Annotated in this window: 14 protein-coding genes and 1 pseudogene; 4 read left to right on the top strand and 11 right to left on the bottom strand. The window is 35.6% G+C overall.

From position 1 onward, the window contains the following. Nucleotides 1–353 precede the first annotated feature (353 nt). The 4 genes from HWV59_RS06875 to HWV59_RS06860 all read right to left on the bottom strand — a co-directional run bounded on the left by HWV59_RS06875 (nt 354) and on the right by HWV59_RS06860 (nt 5467). Entirely contained in the window at nt 354–1232 is an 879-nt protein-coding gene (locus tag HWV59_RS06875; protein ID WP_175638401.1) for a carbohydrate ABC transporter permease, read from the bottom strand. Nucleotides 1233–1241: 9 nt separating this feature from the next. Continuing rightward, on the bottom strand, nt 1242–2099 hold the full coding sequence (locus HWV59_RS06870) for an ABC transporter permease (protein WP_235991805.1): 858 nt from the start codon (nt 2097–2099) through the stop codon (nt 1242–1244). 211 nt (nt 2100–2310) lie between these two features. Then, on the bottom strand, nt 2311–3945 hold the full coding sequence (locus HWV59_RS06865) for an extracellular solute-binding protein (RefSeq protein ID WP_235991676.1): 1635 nt from the start codon (nt 3943–3945) through the stop codon (nt 2311–2313). A 124-nt stretch (nt 3946–4069) separates the two neighbouring features. Further along, a complete protein-coding gene (locus HWV59_RS06860; protein ID WP_407941618.1) occupies nt 4070–5467 on the bottom strand; it encodes a family 4 glycosyl hydrolase in 1398 nt (465 codons plus the stop codon). Nucleotides 5468–5659: 192 nt separating this feature from the next. Between HWV59_RS06860 and HWV59_RS06855 the strand changes: the two genes are divergently transcribed. Together HWV59_RS06855 and HWV59_RS06850 are read left to right on the top strand one after the other, a co-directional pair. Continuing rightward, the gene (locus HWV59_RS06855; protein ID WP_175638398.1) at nt 5660–6496 is read left to right on the top strand and encodes an AraC family transcriptional regulator; all 837 of its coding nucleotides are present in this window, start codon (nt 5660–5662) and stop codon (nt 6494–6496) included. Between the two features lie 226 nt (nt 6497–6722). Then, on the top strand, nt 6723–7271 hold the full coding sequence (locus tag HWV59_RS06850; protein ID WP_102232536.1) for a DUF3231 family protein: 549 nt from the start codon (nt 6723–6725) through the stop codon (nt 7269–7271). A 190-nt stretch (nt 7272–7461) separates the two neighbouring features. Here HWV59_RS06850 and HWV59_RS06845 read toward each other — a convergent pair whose 3' ends face one another. After that, on the bottom strand, nt 7462–7851 hold the full coding sequence (locus HWV59_RS06845; protein WP_102232535.1) for a cupredoxin domain-containing protein: 390 nt from the start codon (nt 7849–7851) through the stop codon (nt 7462–7464). A 282-nt stretch (nt 7852–8133) separates the two neighbouring features. Here HWV59_RS06845 and HWV59_RS06840 point away from each other — a divergent pair, with 282 nt between their 5' ends. Continuing rightward, entirely contained in the window at nt 8134–8697 is a 564-nt protein-coding gene (locus HWV59_RS06840; protein WP_175638397.1) for a YtxH domain-containing protein, read from the top strand. A gap of 134 nt (nt 8698–8831) precedes the next feature. Continuing rightward, on the top strand, nt 8832–9905 hold the full coding sequence (locus HWV59_RS06835) for a metallophosphoesterase (RefSeq protein ID WP_175638396.1): 1074 nt from the start codon (nt 8832–8834) through the stop codon (nt 9903–9905). Between the two features lie 188 nt (nt 9906–10093). Here HWV59_RS06835 and HWV59_RS06830 read toward each other — a convergent pair whose 3' ends face one another. The 6 genes and pseudogenes from HWV59_RS06830 to HWV59_RS06810 form a co-directional block, all read right to left on the bottom strand. Further along, on the bottom strand, nt 10094–11761 hold the full coding sequence (locus HWV59_RS06830; RefSeq protein WP_175638395.1) for a glycoside hydrolase family 13 protein: 1668 nt from the start codon (nt 11759–11761) through the stop codon (nt 10094–10096). Nucleotides 11762–11942: 181 nt separating this feature from the next. Further along, nucleotides 11943–13694, bottom strand: coding sequence for an alpha-glycosidase (locus HWV59_RS06825; RefSeq protein ID WP_175638394.1), 1752 nt, complete (start codon nt 13692–13694; stop codon nt 11943–11945). Nucleotides 13695–13789: 95 nt separating this feature from the next. Further along, nucleotides 13790–14812 (bottom strand): LacI family DNA-binding transcriptional regulator, encoded by a 1023-nt coding sequence (locus tag HWV59_RS06820; protein ID WP_102232530.1) that lies wholly within the window; start codon nt 14810–14812, stop codon nt 13790–13792. Nucleotides 14813–15006: 194 nt separating this feature from the next. After that, a pseudogene (locus HWV59_RS27605) lies at nt 15007–15171 on the bottom strand (hypothetical protein); the annotation flags it as partial. A gap of 83 nt (nt 15172–15254) precedes the next feature. Next, nucleotides 15255–16094 carry a sugar ABC transporter permease gene (locus tag HWV59_RS06815; RefSeq protein ID WP_102232529.1) on the bottom strand — a complete coding sequence of 280 codons (840 nt, stop codon included), beginning with the start codon at nt 16092–16094 and terminating at the stop codon, nt 15255–15257. Further along, on the bottom strand, nt 16091–17497 hold the full coding sequence (locus HWV59_RS06810; protein WP_235991675.1) for a sugar ABC transporter permease: 1407 nt from the start codon (nt 17495–17497) through the stop codon (nt 16091–16093). Before HWV59_RS06810 ends, HWV59_RS06815 begins: the two co-directional genes overlap by 4 nt. Nucleotides 17498–17558 lie beyond the last annotated feature (61 nt).

Raw genomic sequence — 17558 nt, 5'->3', positions numbered from 1 at the left:
CAAAACACATTTAAAAAAATGACCAATTAATGGTGTAGTAAAAATAACAACTATAATTTATTCTGTAAAATTTATTACCACACCATCATAATATCACCGTTAATTAATGATGTAAACCGTTTATTTATTGTATTTTCAGATTTTTATATCAACGATCCTTCTAAGTTAGTAATCTAAATTACAAGGTTGATAATTCCTGTCTTATTTTTGTCATCATGATTCGGCCATTTCTTTTAACAAGTTATTTCTAAACTTCGGTTCGGTATTGATTTATAACACAAAAAGAGGTTAGGTAATTAAACCTAACCTCGAACTATTAAATATCAACCAATATTTGTAACAACTCAAATCTATTAACCTTTTATTCCACCTATCATTACACCCTTAACAAAATACTTTTGTAAGAACGGGTATAAACAAAGAATTGGTAATGTTGCCACAACAATAGTCGCATACTTTACAGTCTCGCCAATCGGAATAGCATCTACTGTACCAACTCCAGATGTCATGCTACTTGTGTCGTTTGCAATTAAAATTTCACGTAAGATGAGCTGAACCGGAAAAAGTTCCCGATCCTGCAAGAAGATCATCGCAGGGAACCATGAGTTCCAATGATACACACCATAGAAAAGAATCATAACTGAGACTACAGGTAGTGACAGTGGTAGAATGATCTTAAAAAGAATCGTAAAGTCATTTGCCCCATCAATACGAGCTGACTCTTCCAAGCTTGCCGGTATACCTTGGAAGGCAGTACGCATGATAATGAGATTAAACGCACTAACTGCTGTTGGGAAAATTAACGCCCAACGAGTATCAATCATATTCAATTCACTGACGAGCAAGTAAGAAGGGATAAGTCCTCCCTCGAAAAACATCGTGAAAACAATCATAAACATAATCAAGTTCGCCCACATGACATTTTTTCTAGAAAGCGCATAGGCACCTAAAGAGGTTAGGAAAATATTTAGAGTTGTACCAATCACTACATAGAACAACGTATTAAGGTAAGACGTCACAATCATTGGATTTTTAAATACCAATGTATACGCTTCAAGGGTGAAATCTTTTGGTGCAAGCATTATCCCTCTATTTTGGGCAACATAAGTGGGATCACTCACGGATGCAAATAAAATATAAAGGAGTGGGTATAGCGTGATGATTGATAAAAAAACGAGAAAAATGATATTCCCATAATCAAATAAACGCTCTCCCAGTGTCTTTTTCATCATGTATCCCTCCTACCACAATTTGGTGTCTCCAACTTTTCTTGCTATACCGTTAGCTATGATCAGTAACGTAAAGGCAATGACCGCCTTAAATAGACCAACAGCAGCACTGTAGCTGAAGTTACTCTCCAGGATCCCTTTTCTGTATACATAGGTTCCGATTACGTCAGCCGTTTCGTAGGTTGTCGGGTTATACATTAATAAGATTTTCTCATCACCAACTGTCATAAACTTTCCAATAAGCAAGATTAATAAGATAACAATTGTTGGCATAATTCCCGGTAATGTAATATGAATCATTTGTTTAAAGCGGCCGGCACCATCCATCTTTGCAGCTTCATACAACGCTGGATCAATATTTGACATCGCCGCGAGAAAAATAATAGAACTCCATCCAACGTTTTGCCAAATGTCTGATCCGATAAAAAGGGTTCTAAACCATTCGGCTTCTCTCATAAAAGCAATCGGTTCAATGCCAAATAAAGATACTAATATACTATTTACCACACCGTCTCTTGCTGTGAAATCAAATAATATACCGACGATAACGACCAATGAGACAAAGTGAGGCATGTAGGTAATCGTTTGAACTGTTCGTTTGAATATTCTGCCTCTCACTTCATTCAGTAATAAGGCCAGGATGATTCCTGCAGGAAAGGCAAAAAGCAAACTATAAAGGCTAAGAAGAATGGTATTTGTTAAGAGTCTCCCAAAATAGTAACTATTAAAAAATTCGATAAAGTGATCAAAACCTACCCACGGACTTCCAAGAAAACCAAGGACTGGTGAGTAATCTTTGAAAGCAATTTGTAATCCATACATAGGTCCATATTGGAAGATAATATAATAGAGGACCACCGGAGAAACCATTAAATAGATCACTTTGTTTCTTCTGAAATCTTTGATGACATTCTCTATGAAGCTATTAAATTTTGTGTTTAAGCTACTTTTAGTGTTTGAGTTAAACGTTGTAACTTCCTTTTCCAATTTCGCCATTACTCCACCCCTTTCTCCATAATATAAGCATGTTTAAAATGCTGTTGCGTTGAGAATCTCCCAACACAACAGCAGAAACACTAAATTACCTTTCCATATAACGATCTAGAGCAGCTTGTTGAAGTTCAATTGCCCTTTCAATCCCCATTCCTTTTAATGTTTCAACGAAATCATCAAAATTATCCAGCGGCTCTTCACCCATGATGAATCTGATAACGGTTTCATCATAATACGTGTTTAAGTCACTCATAATGGAGTTAAATTCTTCACTTTCTTCAACATTTAGAGTAGTTGGAGGCATATTAATTTTATTCTCTGCTGATTCCCCCCATATCTTAACCGCATCTTTTTGTTCAGGTAATTCATAGTATTGTTCTAAATAACGTTTATCTTGAATAAGTGGTCCACCATAAGATGCTCTTATATATTTTCCTAGAGCTTGTGTCATTGGCAAACCATCTGGATTATTAGTAATTTCCTCAGTGTAAGTAGGGTTTCCGTCTACCATTTCATAGCTTTCTCCTTCAATACCAAAGTTAAAGAGCATATGTCCTTCCTCTGAGTATGCAAAATCAAGCCATTTCACAATTTCTTCCGGGTTCTCCGCAGTACCTGAAATGGCAGCACTATGCATACCGGAATATGCATGCTCCAGATGACCTGTCGCTGCCTTTTCTCCTTCTTTAAGGCTAGGATTAGGTGTAGGAATAAGCTTAAAATCAGGATTTTTCTCTTTCATTAATTCCGTATATTTCCCAATTCCACCACCACTAAAGCCAAAGAAACTACCAAGTTGATCATTTGTTACCTTTGCATCCATTAACTTAGAATCAACTGCAGAAAAATCCGGGTCGAGTAATCCTTTCTCATACCAACTATTCATCGTTGTTAAAAAGTCCTTAAATTCAGGTTGAATTGACCCGTATTTGACAGTCCCATTGTCGTTATAGAATTGAGCATGAATGCCATACCCTCCAACAAACGCTCCAATATACTTAAAATCATTAAGCTGAACCATAAGCGGAATTTCATCTGCTTTACCATTTCCGTTAGGGTCCTCATTTTTAATCGCTGTTAAGACTTCCTCCCATTCACTAATCGTTGATGGTACTTCTAAATCAAGTTTGTCCAACCAATCTTGACGGATGATCATCCCCAAAAATACCATTAGTGATTCATCACCGCGAAGGAATGGAAACGTATAAATATTCCCATCATCGGTTGTCACCATTTTCTTAACTTCCGGGTTTTCATTTAGATATTTATTTAGATTTGGTGCATATTGTTCGATCAGTTCATTCAAGCGTATAATTGTACCCGCTTGAATCGCCTGATCAGGACCATTCGGAACAGTCCGCCAATTATACTCAATAACATCAGGTAACTTTCCAGATGCAACCATAAGGTTAAACTGTTCCGTAATATCCGAACCTTCCCCTGATGGATGTTTAAACTCAACCTTTGTACCCGTAATCTGTTCTAACTCTTGATATGCTGCTACATCGTTTAGGCTTTTTGATGTTGCTGCCACATTAGGAACTAACTCAGTCCAATAAGATATTTCATCCGGATATTCTACGTCCTCTGGATCCTTTAGTTCAATTTCTTTTCCTTTCTCATTTCCTTCACTAGACGTCTCATTGCCAGAACACCCAACAACTAATAGTAAAAATAGTAGAAGTAAAAATAGTCCTGATAGCGCTTTCGATTTCATCAGCATGTTAAGCAGACCTCCCTTTTATAGTTACCTTGAAAAACTTAGCTCGAATGAAACATAATTCAAGTAAAGTCTAAAGCCCGAGGTGCAAATGTGTAACAAAACATGTAATTCAAGATTTAGATGCTTATACAAGATCCTTTGCATACCAATGCTCAGGAATAATATCCTTTTCCAACTCTAAAAGTTCTTCAATGATTTGATCAGCATCAGCGATGGAGTTAACGAGAGGATCAGTCAGCATAGCCCTTCTAAGCTTCCTGCGGTCGCCTTCCATAACGGCTTCCACTGTTAATTCATGTGTATCCAGCACTATCTCTTGCATGCCGCGAATCCCGCGAGGCATATCGCCTACAGGTAAAGGCTTCACCCCATCCATCGTGACTTCACATAAAAGTTCTAGGAAGGAATCATCATTCATATTTGTTACCGCGCCTTGATTAAGTGTATTAATGTAGAACGGTTTCCCTAATCCGCCCACCATATTTTCAATAATATCTGTCGCATGGTCAGGACCAAATGTATCCATATACTCGCTGATTGGTGTTTCACCGCTTAGAAAACGGTCAATTTGCTGCCACATCTCATCATGGCGCTTATAACGATCTTCCGTTTCCCAAATCGATAATGGCGGTATCGTATCTTCCAGTTTGCCGTGCCCTTGCCAATAAGGAACATATTCCTTTGTATGTGCCGTACAAGTTGGAACATAGCCGAATATGTCATACAGTTGATAGCTGATGGCATCATTGTAAAGAGCCTTTGCCCCTGTGTCACCACCTACTGTTTCGGTTTCTGCCGAACGCTTTAATGATTCAGCAATAAGCGTAAGGACATCTTTTCCTTCATACTCTGCTTTTAACAGCCAAGTGAAGTGATTTACTCCGGCAATTCGTAAATCAAATTTACCGTCAATTTCTTCGGAATACTCACTTTTGTCCTTAATGATCCCTGCTCGTTCAGCATAAATCCTTTTCTTATGTGGCATATGATGTGAATCACACAAAGCAAACGTTTTTACATTCGGTGCATATCTTTTTAATGCCATCCCATTTACCGTTGAAGGGTTAATATAATTAATGACCCAGGCTTCAGGACAAATTTCTTCAATATCCTTTGCACAATCCATAATCATAGGAAGCTCGCGCATCGCTCGGAAAATTCCACCTGGTCCGATCGTATCACCAGAGCACATTCGTATCCCATACTTTTCGGAAATCTCACAATCTATTCCCCTGTACTTTACCGTATCCTTAGCAAAACTAAGTACAACAAAATCCGCATCTTGAAGAACTTCCTTACGGTCAACTGATCCCTCAATCTTCAAATCTACTCCATTAGCATCAACAACCATTCGGGCTAAATTGACCAATTTGTTTAATCGTTCTTCGTTTGTATCTACTAAAGTCAAAGTACCTTTGTTTAAATGTTTAGAATGAACCATTTGCCAAATACACTGACGACCGAAAAACAAACTCCCTGCTCCTAAAACGACGACCTTAGGCTTCTGAATTGTAATAGAAATCCCCTCCAATACATGTAATATCTCCAATTATAGATAGCGGTTACATAATTAGAAATGTAAGAGAGTAATCACTTCATGTCAAAAAGTAATATTAGATAATCCTTATAATTTCTTATGATATAATATGAAAATAATGAAATGTCTAAAAGTATCAATAATTTGTCTAAAAGTATGAGGGGGGTGTTTTTACCGATGAATAGTTTAGATATCTTCAACGAACTTTCAGAGCTCATCAAGCTGGGAATAAACTCTTGTAGTGAAGTTGCACATCCTAATAGTTGGATTGAAAGAAGACAACATAAGGATTATGACTTATGGTGCATTCAAGAAGGACAGATTGAAATTCGTATTCAAGAAGAGGTGTATCTCGCTTCAGAGGGAGATTTGATTCTTTTCACTCCAAAAATTTCCTATACTGCTACAACCTTAAGTACCGGTTGCAAATTTATCTTCACACACTTCGATCTTAGTCTCGGGGATCATATCAGGATATTAGACAATTTTCAGCTTTCTGGCATTATTAATACTACGCTTGTTGAAGAGGAGCTTGCCCTTTTTTTAGATACGTATAACCAATATAAACATAATGCCCCAATGTCAGGGATTCGATTGAAGGGTTGTTTGACGATTTTAATCGCTAAGATTTTAGAACAGTATGGCCGTAACCAATATCGAGGACAATTCATGCATGATCCAACGAATCAAAAAATGACCATGGATTTGGTTAAGCTTCAGCCTGTATTCGACTTTATCCATGAACATCTTCATCAACCCATTCGAGTGGAAGAGATTGCTGATGTAGCGGGTATGTCTGAGAAGTATTTTATCTCATATTTTAAGCAATCTATTGGTCTGACACCAGGACGCTACATTTACCAATTAAAAATGAATCGTGCCCGGGAATTATTGTACCTTAAACGCTATTCCATCCAGCAAATCGCAAGTATGCTCGGCTACCCTGATCCTTATAGCTTCTCTAAAGCGTTTAAAAAATATTATAAAGTGCCGCCTTCTAAGTTTGTATGGTAAGGTTACACGTTCTGTTGATGTATGTTGATATATTATCCGAGTTAGTTCCCTATATCTAAAAAAACGTCTAGATCCCTATCTAGACGTTTTTTGACTCTGGTATAGTTGAGTTAATTGATGCTTTTTACACGAAAAGATGAATTGTCTCTAATTCTCAACTTTTGAATAAAAATTCATATGACACAAACAATATAAGTAAATAAGCTAAAAAATTAGGAGGGATCGCATGGTAAATGTATGGGAAACAGTTATGGATGCCATGAAATCCATGACAGATCAAGATGAAGATCAACCTCTTCATGTAGGAGAAGTGATGGGATGCTGGATGTACTTAGCAGGCCTTGAATTAGCAAAAACTTCTGTTCAAGCAGCTATAAATACCACAACAGATAATGAACTAAAAGCAATGCTTGAAGAAGACATGAAACTAGGAACCAGTCAAAGGAAACGACTTCACGATTTTATGATTAAGGAAGGAATTACATTACCATCTGCACCTGAAGATATGCCAATATCAGAACCTAACAGTGTTCCTCCCGGTGTTAAATTAACGGATGATGTCATTGCAAACGAATTATCTTTAAAAATTATTAGTTTAATTATGCGTGCTGCTGGCGCTGCTTCAGAATCGATACGTACCGATGTAGGTTTATTGTTTATTCAATTTCAAACAGAAAAATTAGCTTTCGCAACTAGATTAAAACAGTTAATGCGCAAGCGAGGATGGATTAAAGTCCCTCCTTTTTACGTCCCACCTGGTTCTAACAACCGTTAGGTTAAAAATTCTATAGTGCTATATACATGAGTGATGAATGTAAAAATTAAGCATAGCAAAAAAGTAAATGAAAGTTTAGCTATACATAAACACTACTATAAGCAAAGACGCCAACCTATAAGATACAGAGGATCGGCGTTTTTATCATTTTTAAAGATTTTTAAAAGCAAGTCCTGATTGGACCTGCTTGCTATTTGACTATTACTTTTCCAACCATTCCTTCCTGGAGATGGTACCGACATATCAGTTCAAATGTACCAAGCTGTTTCGGTTTCACGGTAATGCTTTTTTCTTTTCCAGGCTGAACCTCAGCGTCAATTTCTAGCTTTTCCACTGTGAAGGTATGCTCTTTCTTACCTTTATTTTTCAATATCAACGTTGTGGTTGTTCCATTCGAAATAGTGATAACTTTCGGATTAAAGTAATCATCGTTCAACTCAACCTCAATCGATTTTACCGACTCCATAGGCTGAGTTACAACTTCGGATTCGGCAAATACGCCGCGTGAGCCTAGAGTTGTCACAACCACAATCATCGCAAGCACAACGACCAATCCTGTTACCCACTTTTTCACAGACATTCACAATCCCTCCTTTCCTAAACACTATTTTTCTCTAACTCATAAAATATTATCAATATAAATTTGATTCCAACGTGTGCTTTAGAATAGTAACTCTTTTATCTGGAACAGAGAAAAGAAAATCGAAAAGAGATGTGCATAGCTGTAAGAAGATTTAAAGCTTTTTTATATGGAAAAACCTATTAAACACATTCTTAATGCCACTAAAAGTTTAAATAGAAAGAAAACGGGAAATTAAAAAACCAATACCCTATACCAAATTAGTTTAGGAGGATGGTTTTTATGACACAAGTAGTTTCCTATAAAAATTCGAATGTTTCATCAAACGAAGAAGAACAGAACGGAAAGCTAGTAAAAGGAATGGTTTGGGGAGCAGTAATTGGCGGAGCACTAGCCATGCTTGACTCAAACACGAGACAGAAAGTAGCTTCCAATACGAAGAGTTTGAAAGACAATACAATAGAAATGGTTGGACAAGTGAAAAATGATCCATCCGGTGTTAAAAACGACCTACAAGAACGAATCAAATCAGCCCAATCTATTTTAAAGGACGCCATCAACGATGCTCAAAACCTATATGAAAAGATAAATGGAGAAATTGTCGGCCAGGTCAACCAAGTCAAAGAGGAGTCAACAGATATTCTTTCGACTGCCAAGGAAGCTACATCCGAGCTTAAAGACATCGGCGGAAAGGTAAAGGAAGCTGGCGCAGAAGTTATGGATGAAAACAATAACCAATCAAGCGGTTCCATGAATAGTGTTTCTACTTCAAATAATAGTACTGGCTTTAACAGCAATTCACCCAAAAACAATGACAGTAAATTACCAGGTCAAATTGGACGATAAAAAACCGGACTTCCCGGTTTTTTTTTTGCTTTCAACCAGATAATAGCAATACTTGTTTTATTATTCTTGAAAATTTAAAAGGAATAAGTTACAAATGGAAGAGTTAATAGTTTTCATCATGAAGGGAGTTTTACATGCAACTTTTCGGAATTTTATTTTTACTATTCTTCTTTGCAATGAACATGTACATCGGCTACAATGGCTGGATTTGGTTAAATTCAAAATTTATGTTTACATATAAAAAAACATACTTCTCTGTAATAGGCTTTTTATCAGTCTCTTTTATCCTAGGTAGAATACTAGATTTAAAGATACTCGACACCGTTGGCAGTTATTGGATGGTTGTGGTTGGGTACAGTATTGTTGTACTGCCTATTGCAAATATTATTTACTTTGCATTAAAAAAGAAAGGAAAGTTTCAAATTGGAATAGGGGTTTTGGTATTTTTCGCATTTGTCTTTATATATGGTTCATATAATGCATGGAATACAACCGTTAGAAATTACGAAGTACATATTGATAAGCAATCGGAAATGAAGAAATTAAAGGTGCTGCTTGCATCTGACATTCATATAGGTGAAAAAATCGGGACACATAACTTATTGCAAATGGTCGAGATTGTTAAAGAGCAGAATCCTGATATTGTTTTAATTGCTGGAGATATCATTAATAACGAGATGGAACCTTATCTAACTAATAAAATCGGGGATATCATGAAGGAAATAAAAGGTCCTCTAGGAGTCTATGCGGTTCCAGGCAATCACGATTATTATGAGAATAAGGTTGATGCTTTGGAAACCGAAATAGAAAAAAACGGTATTCACTTCCTACAAGATGAAGTAATCAACGTTAATGAGCTATTTTATATAGTAGGAAGACAAGATTTCACTGAAAAAGATCGAAAGCATATTAGCGAATTGGTTGCTGATTTAGATCAATCTAAACCAATGATTATGATTGACCATCAGCCAAGAGAACTTGGTGCTGCCGAGGAAAGTGGTGTAGATATCATTGTTTCAGGCCATACACATAGAGGCCAGCTTTTCCCAGCAAACTTCATTACAAACAGATTATTTGAAAATGACTGGGGCTATTTACAAAAAGAACAACTCCATTCATTCACCTCATCAGGACTTGGTTTATGGGGACCGGAATTAAGAATTGGAAGTCAATCAGAAGTAATGGTGATTGATGTAACCTTTAAATAATGTAAATGTGGACTGGTGTAATGTTAGTCTTTTCAGATTAACCTACTTCTCAGCAGGTTAATGTTGATTTATTTTTCTAACCACCACAATTATTAAGCTCAAACATTTGTACAAATGTTTGAGCTTATATGTTATATACCACTAATAATTTGTATTAAATTACAGTTTTCTAAATAAAATGGAAATAATTATCTACTTAGCTTATAGACTCTTGTTTCATACGGTCTTAGTTTAATAGAATAACCAAGGGTATCATCGTTTTGGTAGTTAGCAAGTAATAATTTACTTGAGGTGAATTTTAATTTTTTAGGAAGCTTGTATGTAATTTGATCTTGAAAAAGATTACACATAACTAGAATTTGATCGTCACCTTTGGTTCTTGTATACGAATACACCTTGGTATGTCTTTCATTTATATTGTTATAATCTCCATATACTAATACTTCATGATCTTTGCGGAGTCGAATTAAACATTTAAAATAATTTAATATTGAATCTGGATTATTTTGTTGTTGTTTGACATTTATCTCTTTATAGTTTGGGTTTATTCCTAACCAAGGTGATCCAGAGGTAAATCCTGCATTTTCACTATCATCCCACTGCATTGGTGTTCGACTATTATCTCTTCCGCGCTCCCAAATAACCTGCATGACATCCTCATGGGCCCTTCCCTTTGCGGTCTCAATATTATAGTAGTTGACCATTCCTATATCGTTATATTGATTGATAGATTCAAACTTTACATTCGTCATTCCAATTTCTTGTCCCTGATAAATAAATGGTGTTCCTTGCATTAAAAAATACATGGTTGCCAAACTTTTCGAACTTTGAACATGAAACTTCTTATCGTTACCCCATGTAGATACACTCCGTGGTTGATCATGATTTTCTAAAAACAAAGCATTCCAACCATTACTTTCAAGCGCTTTTTGCCATTTCGTTAAGGCTCTACGTAAAGAATGTAAATCGACTCCACCATTTGAACCCTTATCCCATAATCCCAAATGCTCAAACTGAAAGATCATATTAAACTTACCGTTTTCTTCGCCAACCCACTCTTCCGCTTGACTAGTAGATACTCCATTCGCTTCACCAACGGTCATAATATCGTACTTATCAAATGTTTCCTCTTTTAACTCTTGAAGAAACTCTTGTATTCCTTCACGATTCATATGTCCTTGATATGAAGGGACGTAGTCTAACTCTTTCGGGTTTGGTAAATCAGGTAATCCTGAAATTTTCTTAATGTGACTAATGGCATCAACTCGGAAACCATCAATACCTTTATCAAGCCACCAATTAATCATTTCATAAAGAGCTGTGCGAACATCTGGATTTTCCCAATTTAAATCGGGTTGTCTTGCAGAAAAAATATGCATGAAATACTGTTTGGTTTTTTCGTCATATTTCCAAGCGGAACCTGAGAAAATACTTTCCCAATTATTTGGTTCTTTATTACCTTTACCGTCTCTCCAGATATACCAATCCCTTTTTGGACTATCTTTTGAGGAACTAGATTCTATAAACCATGGATGTTCATCAGATGTATGATTTATTACTAAATCAATAATTAGCTTCATATCCCGCTTATGAACTTCTTCTAACAATTGATCAAAATCTTGCATTGTACCAAAATCGTCCATAATGTCCTGGTAATCAGATATATCATATCCATTATCATCATTAGGGGATTTATACATTGGGCAAATCCAAATGACATCGATACCTAGACTCTTTATATAATCTAGTTTTTGTATCATTCCTTGTAAATCACCAATTCCATCACCATTACTGTCATTGAAAGATCTTGGATAGACTTGATATGCAACCGCTTCCTTCCACCATACTTTTTTCATGTCAAATGGCACTCCCTAATTCATTTTTTCAGTTGATAATTACATTTAAAAACCTACATAGTGTTCTACGCTTTGCTCTGTTATAAAAACGTTTCATCCTTTATTCCTACGAATAGCTATCATGCTGTCGGAACCGATCCTTAAGTCACTTCCAGCAGCTACGCCACTTTGAACTAGCTTTTTATTTTACTTGAATGATAGAGAAACCATATGGAGCCAATTCAATCCTCGAGTTTTCTTTTACCAGTTCATTGTTCCATATATCAAATGGAATTTTTCCAGTAAAGTCATATGGGATATTCACTTCTATTTTTTTACTTGAATTATTTATTGCAATAATAATCATTTCATCATTTGATTTCTTTGAATAGATAATATGATTCGTACGATTGTTTGTTTCTAAAATTTCAAATTCCCCATAATTCCCCAATACCTTATACCTTTTTCTCAATGAAATTAGCTTTTTGACAAAACTAAACAATTCAAGATCTTGTTCTTCTTTATCCCAAACCATACATTTTCGACATCCAGGATCATTTTCACCAGTTAAACCAATTTCATCCCCATAATAAATACAAGGTGTCCCCAAAAAGGATAACTGTAATAAGAATAAAAGCCTTAGTTTCTCCTTGCTATCATGGCAAATCGTTAAAATTCTTGGAGTATCGTGGCTTCCTAGTAAATTAAATGCTACTTCATTTACATTTTTCGGATATAAAGTTAGTACGCTTGTTAACTTGTGTGCAAAATCTTCGGCCTGTATTTTATCTTTTGCCAAAAAATCTAACGCTGCTTCTGTAAAAGGATAATTCATTACAGCATCGAATTGATCTCCTTGTAACCATGGCATTGAGTCGTGCCAAATTTCCCCTAAGATATATAATTCTGGTTTAACTGACTTAACCGCTGTTCTAAATTCTCTCCAAAATTGGTGATCAACTTCATTTGCAACATCTAGACGCCAGCCATCAATATCGAATTCTTCAACCCAATAACGACCAACTCTAAGTAAATATTCCTTTACCTCTGGGTTTTCAGTATTCAATTTCGGCATCATATGTGTAAATGCGAATGTATCATAATTAGGTTCGGGTAGAGGCTTTACAGGAAACTCTCTTAAATGAAACCAATCTATGTACTTGGAGTTTTCCTGATTTTCTAGAATATCCTGAAATGCATCGAAGTAAAAACCACTATGGTTGAATACGGCATCGAGCATGACACGGATACCATTTTCATGGCAAATTTCAACTAGTTTCTTGAAGGTTTTTTTGTCTCCAAACTGAGGATCAATTTCTAAGTAATTGATTGTGTCATATTTATGGTTGGATGGAGCCTTAAATATTGGAGTAAAGTAAATTCCCGTAATTCCCAGGTCAACTAAATGATCTATATGTTGAATAATCCCTTCAAAATCTCCACCAAAGAAACTAGTTGGCTTTGGATCCTCACTTCCCCACGGTAGTACTCCCTTAGGGTCTAATTCTGGACAACCATTTGCAAATCTTTCAGGGAATATTTGGTACCATACAGTATCCTTCACCCACTCTGGTGCTTGAAATACATCCACTTGATTTAAGAATGGAAAGCAAAAATAAAACCCCGAATCTTTCGGATCATGATCTATAAATCCTCTTTCTCCATATACGATAGATTCATTTTGAGAATGTAATTCAAATCCATAGCGTAACCTGCGGTAATCAGGCTTCACCGCAACAAACCAATAATCAAATAACTCATCTGATCCTTCTAAAGACATTGGTTTCGTAGAATTATTCCATCCTTCCTTCGTCCACTGATACGGATCTCCAAAAATTAAATACACTTTTGTTACATCACCTTTTTTAGTACGAAGACGAATGTGAAGTGTTTCCTTGTCATATGCATACGCAAAATTGTTTTTCGGTCTGTGATAAACAGCTTCTTTTAACAAATTAAAAACTCCTCTCGTTTCAGAAAATGATTAAACGTTTAATCAATTAGTGAGTATAGGAGCATAATAGCCACTAGGCTATTAGAAACTCCTTTTTATTGTTTTCTTATAGGTGCTGTACTTTGTCGTACTTTTAAACTAACTGGACTAATAATTTTTCGATCCTGTGGATTTTTATTTTCAATTTGATCTATTAATAATTTTACAGCTGATTGCCCTCTTCCATAAATATCCTGCCTTATGGTCGTTAAACCTGGGGTTAAATATTCCGAGAAGTAGAGGTCATCAAATCCCATCACTGAAAATTCCTCTGGAACAGAAATATTTAAATCATAACAAGCTTTCAAAACTCCCATTGCTGCCATGTCAGAAAAAGCGAAAATAGCAGTTGCCCGATCTTTATATTGCAACATTTGCTGCACTGAGTGATAACCTTCCTCTACTGAAAATTCATTTTGAATAATTAATTCATGATTATACTCAATCCCAGCCTCTTCCAATGCCTTGCGGTAGCCTAATAAACGATAATGACCTATTGAATTAACCTCAGTTACCTTACCTGATAAGACCAAAATAGATCTATGGCCCAGGTTCAGTAAATGTTTAGTCCCCAGATACCCACCCATTTCATCATTCAATCCAACTTGGTAAAGGTCTGAGTCTGCCAAATAACTGTCCATATAAACAGTAGGTAATTTTAACTTTTGAATATCATCTAAAAGCTCAGGGTTATCATTTGCACCAAACACAATTAGTCCATTAATATGTTTTTCTAATAAAAACGATAGTTCCGGCTCTTCTTTTAAACCAGTTACAATAACGTGAAATTTTCGATCTCTTGCCCCACTTTCAACTCCTGCAATAAGTTGTGAGAAAAAGGGATTCATGATGATTTCTCCTCTTGGTGCGAATGGTACAACCAACGCAATCAATGGATTCAACTTATCCTTCAAGCTTCGAGCAGCTACATTTGGCATATAGTTGGACTGCTTTATAATTTTTTCTATTTTTTTTCTTGTCTCTTCGGAAAAACGTCCTTTTCCATTAATAACATTTGATACGGTCCCTATTGAAACATTTGCCATACTAGCTATATCCTTAATCGTTGGTCTATCCATCTATCCTATTCCTCTCACTATAGAACATAAAATAAAATCAAATCAATTTCTTTATAACCCGAATACTTTTAATCTTTCTTCTAAATAAAAGGGATTAAACATTTATCTCTTAACAACACGATAATCAATCAACTTCTCTTATTTTATCACGAATTAATTAGATATAGCGACGCTGTACCAATTTATTAAATCAATTAATTTCTCATTAAAACCAGAGTTGAATAAGGCGGTAAATCTACCTTTTCCTTTAATATTGGTTTTTCAAAAGTAGAATAGTAGACTTGCTTAAATTCCTTGTCCTCTTCATCTAATTTCAAGACAAGAAGATCTTTAGATACGTTATGAAATATAAGAACCTCTTGATCATCTGTTCTTCCTAGCGAAAAACTGCTTACAGAAAGAAATAGAGCTTTTTACAATCTCTATTTCTTCTACCCTGAGTTTACCCTTTATTAGCTCCCGCTTTTAGACCATCTACAAGTTGGTCCTGAAAGATGAAAAATAAAATAGTAATCGGTACAGCTACTAATACTGCCCCTGCTGCAAAAGTTGTAAATTCACTATTTCCCCGTCCTGTTACCATTTCAAATAAACCAATTGCTAATGTCTTCTTTTCACCTGAGCGAAGAACGAGTCTTGCAAAAATAAAGTCCATCCACGGTCCAATAAAGTTCGTGACCCCAATAAATACTAAGATCGGTTTTGAAAGTGGCATCATAATTTTATAGAAGATTGTGACATGGCTTGCACCATCAATTTTTGCTGCTTCTTCTAAGCTTCTTGGAAGACCATCAAAGTATCCCTTAACTAGCCATGCACCAAATGGAATCGAACCACCTGCATATACTAGAATCAGCCCCCAATGGTTATCTAGCAAATTCATTTGCAATAAGAGAATATAGATTGCAATCATTCCCATAAAACCAGGGAACATTTGTAAAACAAGCATTGTCATTAGCCCCTGTTTTCTACCTGGAAAACGGAATCTTGAAAATGCGTATGCTGCTGTAACAACTAAGAAAGTAGATAAAACCATATTCCAAAACGCAATTTTCAGCGTATTTTTATACCAAAGAAGATAATCCGTTTCTTGGAATAAATAGGCGTAATGCCGCAATGATAATGACTCTGGGATTAAACTAGTTGAAAATAAGGAATCGCCAGGGTTCAAGGACCCAGTAATAACCCAGACTACCGGATAAAGGACAAAGATCGTGGTAATAATTAAAATGGTATAAATGATCACGGTGCTTATTTTATTTTTCAAAGATAAACCGATCATGACATCATATCCTCCTCTTTAAAGGCTCTTGTTTTTCTAAAGTTATATATGGAGAAGGTCGCAATTACAGCAAATATTAAAATTGATACAACAGAAGCGACAGCAAATTGGCTATTATCGAGCGTCAATTTATAGATCCAGCTTATTAATATATCTGTGGATCCAGCGTATGAATAATCCGTATTTACTGGTCCACCCTGTGTCATTAAGTAAATAATATTAAAGTTATTAAAATTTCCTGCAAATGACATGATTGCAAGTGGTGCAGTAGCAAACATAATTAATGGCATTGTAATTTTCCAAAATCTTTGCATTGGAGAAGCTCCGTCTACTTCGGCTGCTTCATATACTTCTTTATCAATACTTGTCATGACACCACTCATCAACACCATCCAAAATGGGAAACCAAACCACATATTTACAACTACAAGTGTAACTTTAGCCAACAATGGGTCTGCTAACCAAGGTATAGCTGATTCAATAATGCCTAAATCCATTAAATATTTATTAATCGGTCCAAACTGTCCATTAAATATATTTCTAAAAATTAAAATTGATACAAACTGAGGAATGGCCCAAGGTAAAATAAAGATACTTCTCCAAACCTTCTTAAATTTAACCCCTTTTTGATTAATTAAGACGGCAAAAATCAGTCCTAAAAAGAATGTTGTTAGTGTTGAAAGTACAGCCCATATAACAGTCCAGCTGAATACTCCATAAAAAGTCGTACTCCATGTTTTCATTTGGAATAACTGAATAAATGTATCAAAGCCAACCCAATCGACTAAAGACTTTGGTGGTAAATGATTAGGTGCTGAATAGTTTGTAAAAGCAATTAAAATACCAAATAACAAAGGTAGAATCGTTAAGAAGGATGTAAATAGGATAGACGGTGTTAACAAAAGGTACGGGAACCCATTTTCCCAAATATTTTTAAACATTTCTTTTACATTATTGGGTTTAATTCCTTTATCACTTTTAGTTGCAACTTTGTATGCATCACGGATATTTAAATAATAAAACCATAAAAATAGAAGAAATGAAATTAAGAATAAAATTCCTTCGATCATTAAAAAGATAGAATGATCTCCTTGCACAATTTCAAAGCCTTTTCGTGTTTGTGCAGTTTCACCGAGAGTTGTTAGTCCCCACAATGCCCATTGAAAAGGCAGAGTCCAAAAAATAAGAAGATACAGTTCTAAAGCAAGAAAAGACAAACCTTTTAAAATTTGTTTATTGTATATTTGCCCAAGACCCATAAATAGTAAAGACAACAGTGCAGCGATTTTAGGTTTTGTGAAGAATGGTTTATTAGAAGATGTCGGATTTCCAGGAGTTTTTATTACTTTTTGTTGTCCAGGCTTTTTTACATCACCTAAATTGGTACTAGCTTGTTCACCCACAGTATTACCTCCTTCTTAACGGTGAGCTAATATCCTATAGATATTAGCTCACCATTACTAC

It is taken from the genome of Metabacillus schmidteae (assembly GCF_903166545.1).
Taxonomy (GTDB): Bacteria; Bacillota; Bacilli; order Bacillales; family Bacillaceae; genus Metabacillus; species Metabacillus schmidteae.
This window is presented reverse-complemented; position numbering and strand designations above follow the sequence as displayed.

Coding starts and splice junctions, on each gene's coding strand:
- HWV59_RS06875 (WP_175638401.1), bottom strand. CDS start 1,232: ATGATGAAAAAGACACTGGGAGAGCGTTTATTTGATTATGGGAATATC.
- HWV59_RS06870 (WP_235991805.1), bottom strand. CDS start 2,099: ATGGTTTCTCCGGTGGTCCTCTATTATATTATCTTCCAATATGGACCT.
- HWV59_RS06865 (WP_235991676.1), bottom strand. CDS start 3,945: ATGCTGATGAAATCGAAAGCGCTATCAGGACTATTTTTACTTCTACTA.
- HWV59_RS06855 (WP_175638398.1), top strand. CDS start 5,660: ATGAATAGTTTAGATATCTTCAACGAACTTTCAGAGCTCATCAAGCTG.
- HWV59_RS06850 (WP_102232536.1), top strand. CDS start 6,723: ATGGTAAATGTATGGGAAACAGTTATGGATGCCATGAAATCCATGACA.
- HWV59_RS06845 (WP_102232535.1), bottom strand. CDS start 7,851: ATGTCTGTGAAAAAGTGGGTAACAGGATTGGTCGTTGTGCTTGCGATG.
- HWV59_RS06840 (WP_175638397.1), top strand. CDS start 8,134: ATGACACAAGTAGTTTCCTATAAAAATTCGAATGTTTCATCAAACGAA.
- HWV59_RS06835 (WP_175638396.1), top strand. CDS start 8,832: ATGCAACTTTTCGGAATTTTATTTTTACTATTCTTCTTTGCAATGAAC.
- HWV59_RS06830 (WP_175638395.1), bottom strand. CDS start 11,761: ATGAAAAAAGTATGGTGGAAGGAAGCGGTTGCATATCAAGTCTATCCA.
- HWV59_RS06820 (WP_102232530.1), bottom strand. CDS start 14,812: ATGGATAGACCAACGATTAAGGATATAGCTAGTATGGCAAATGTTTCA.
- HWV59_RS06815 (WP_102232529.1), bottom strand. CDS start 16,094: ATGATCGGTTTATCTTTGAAAAATAAAATAAGCACCGTGATCATTTAT.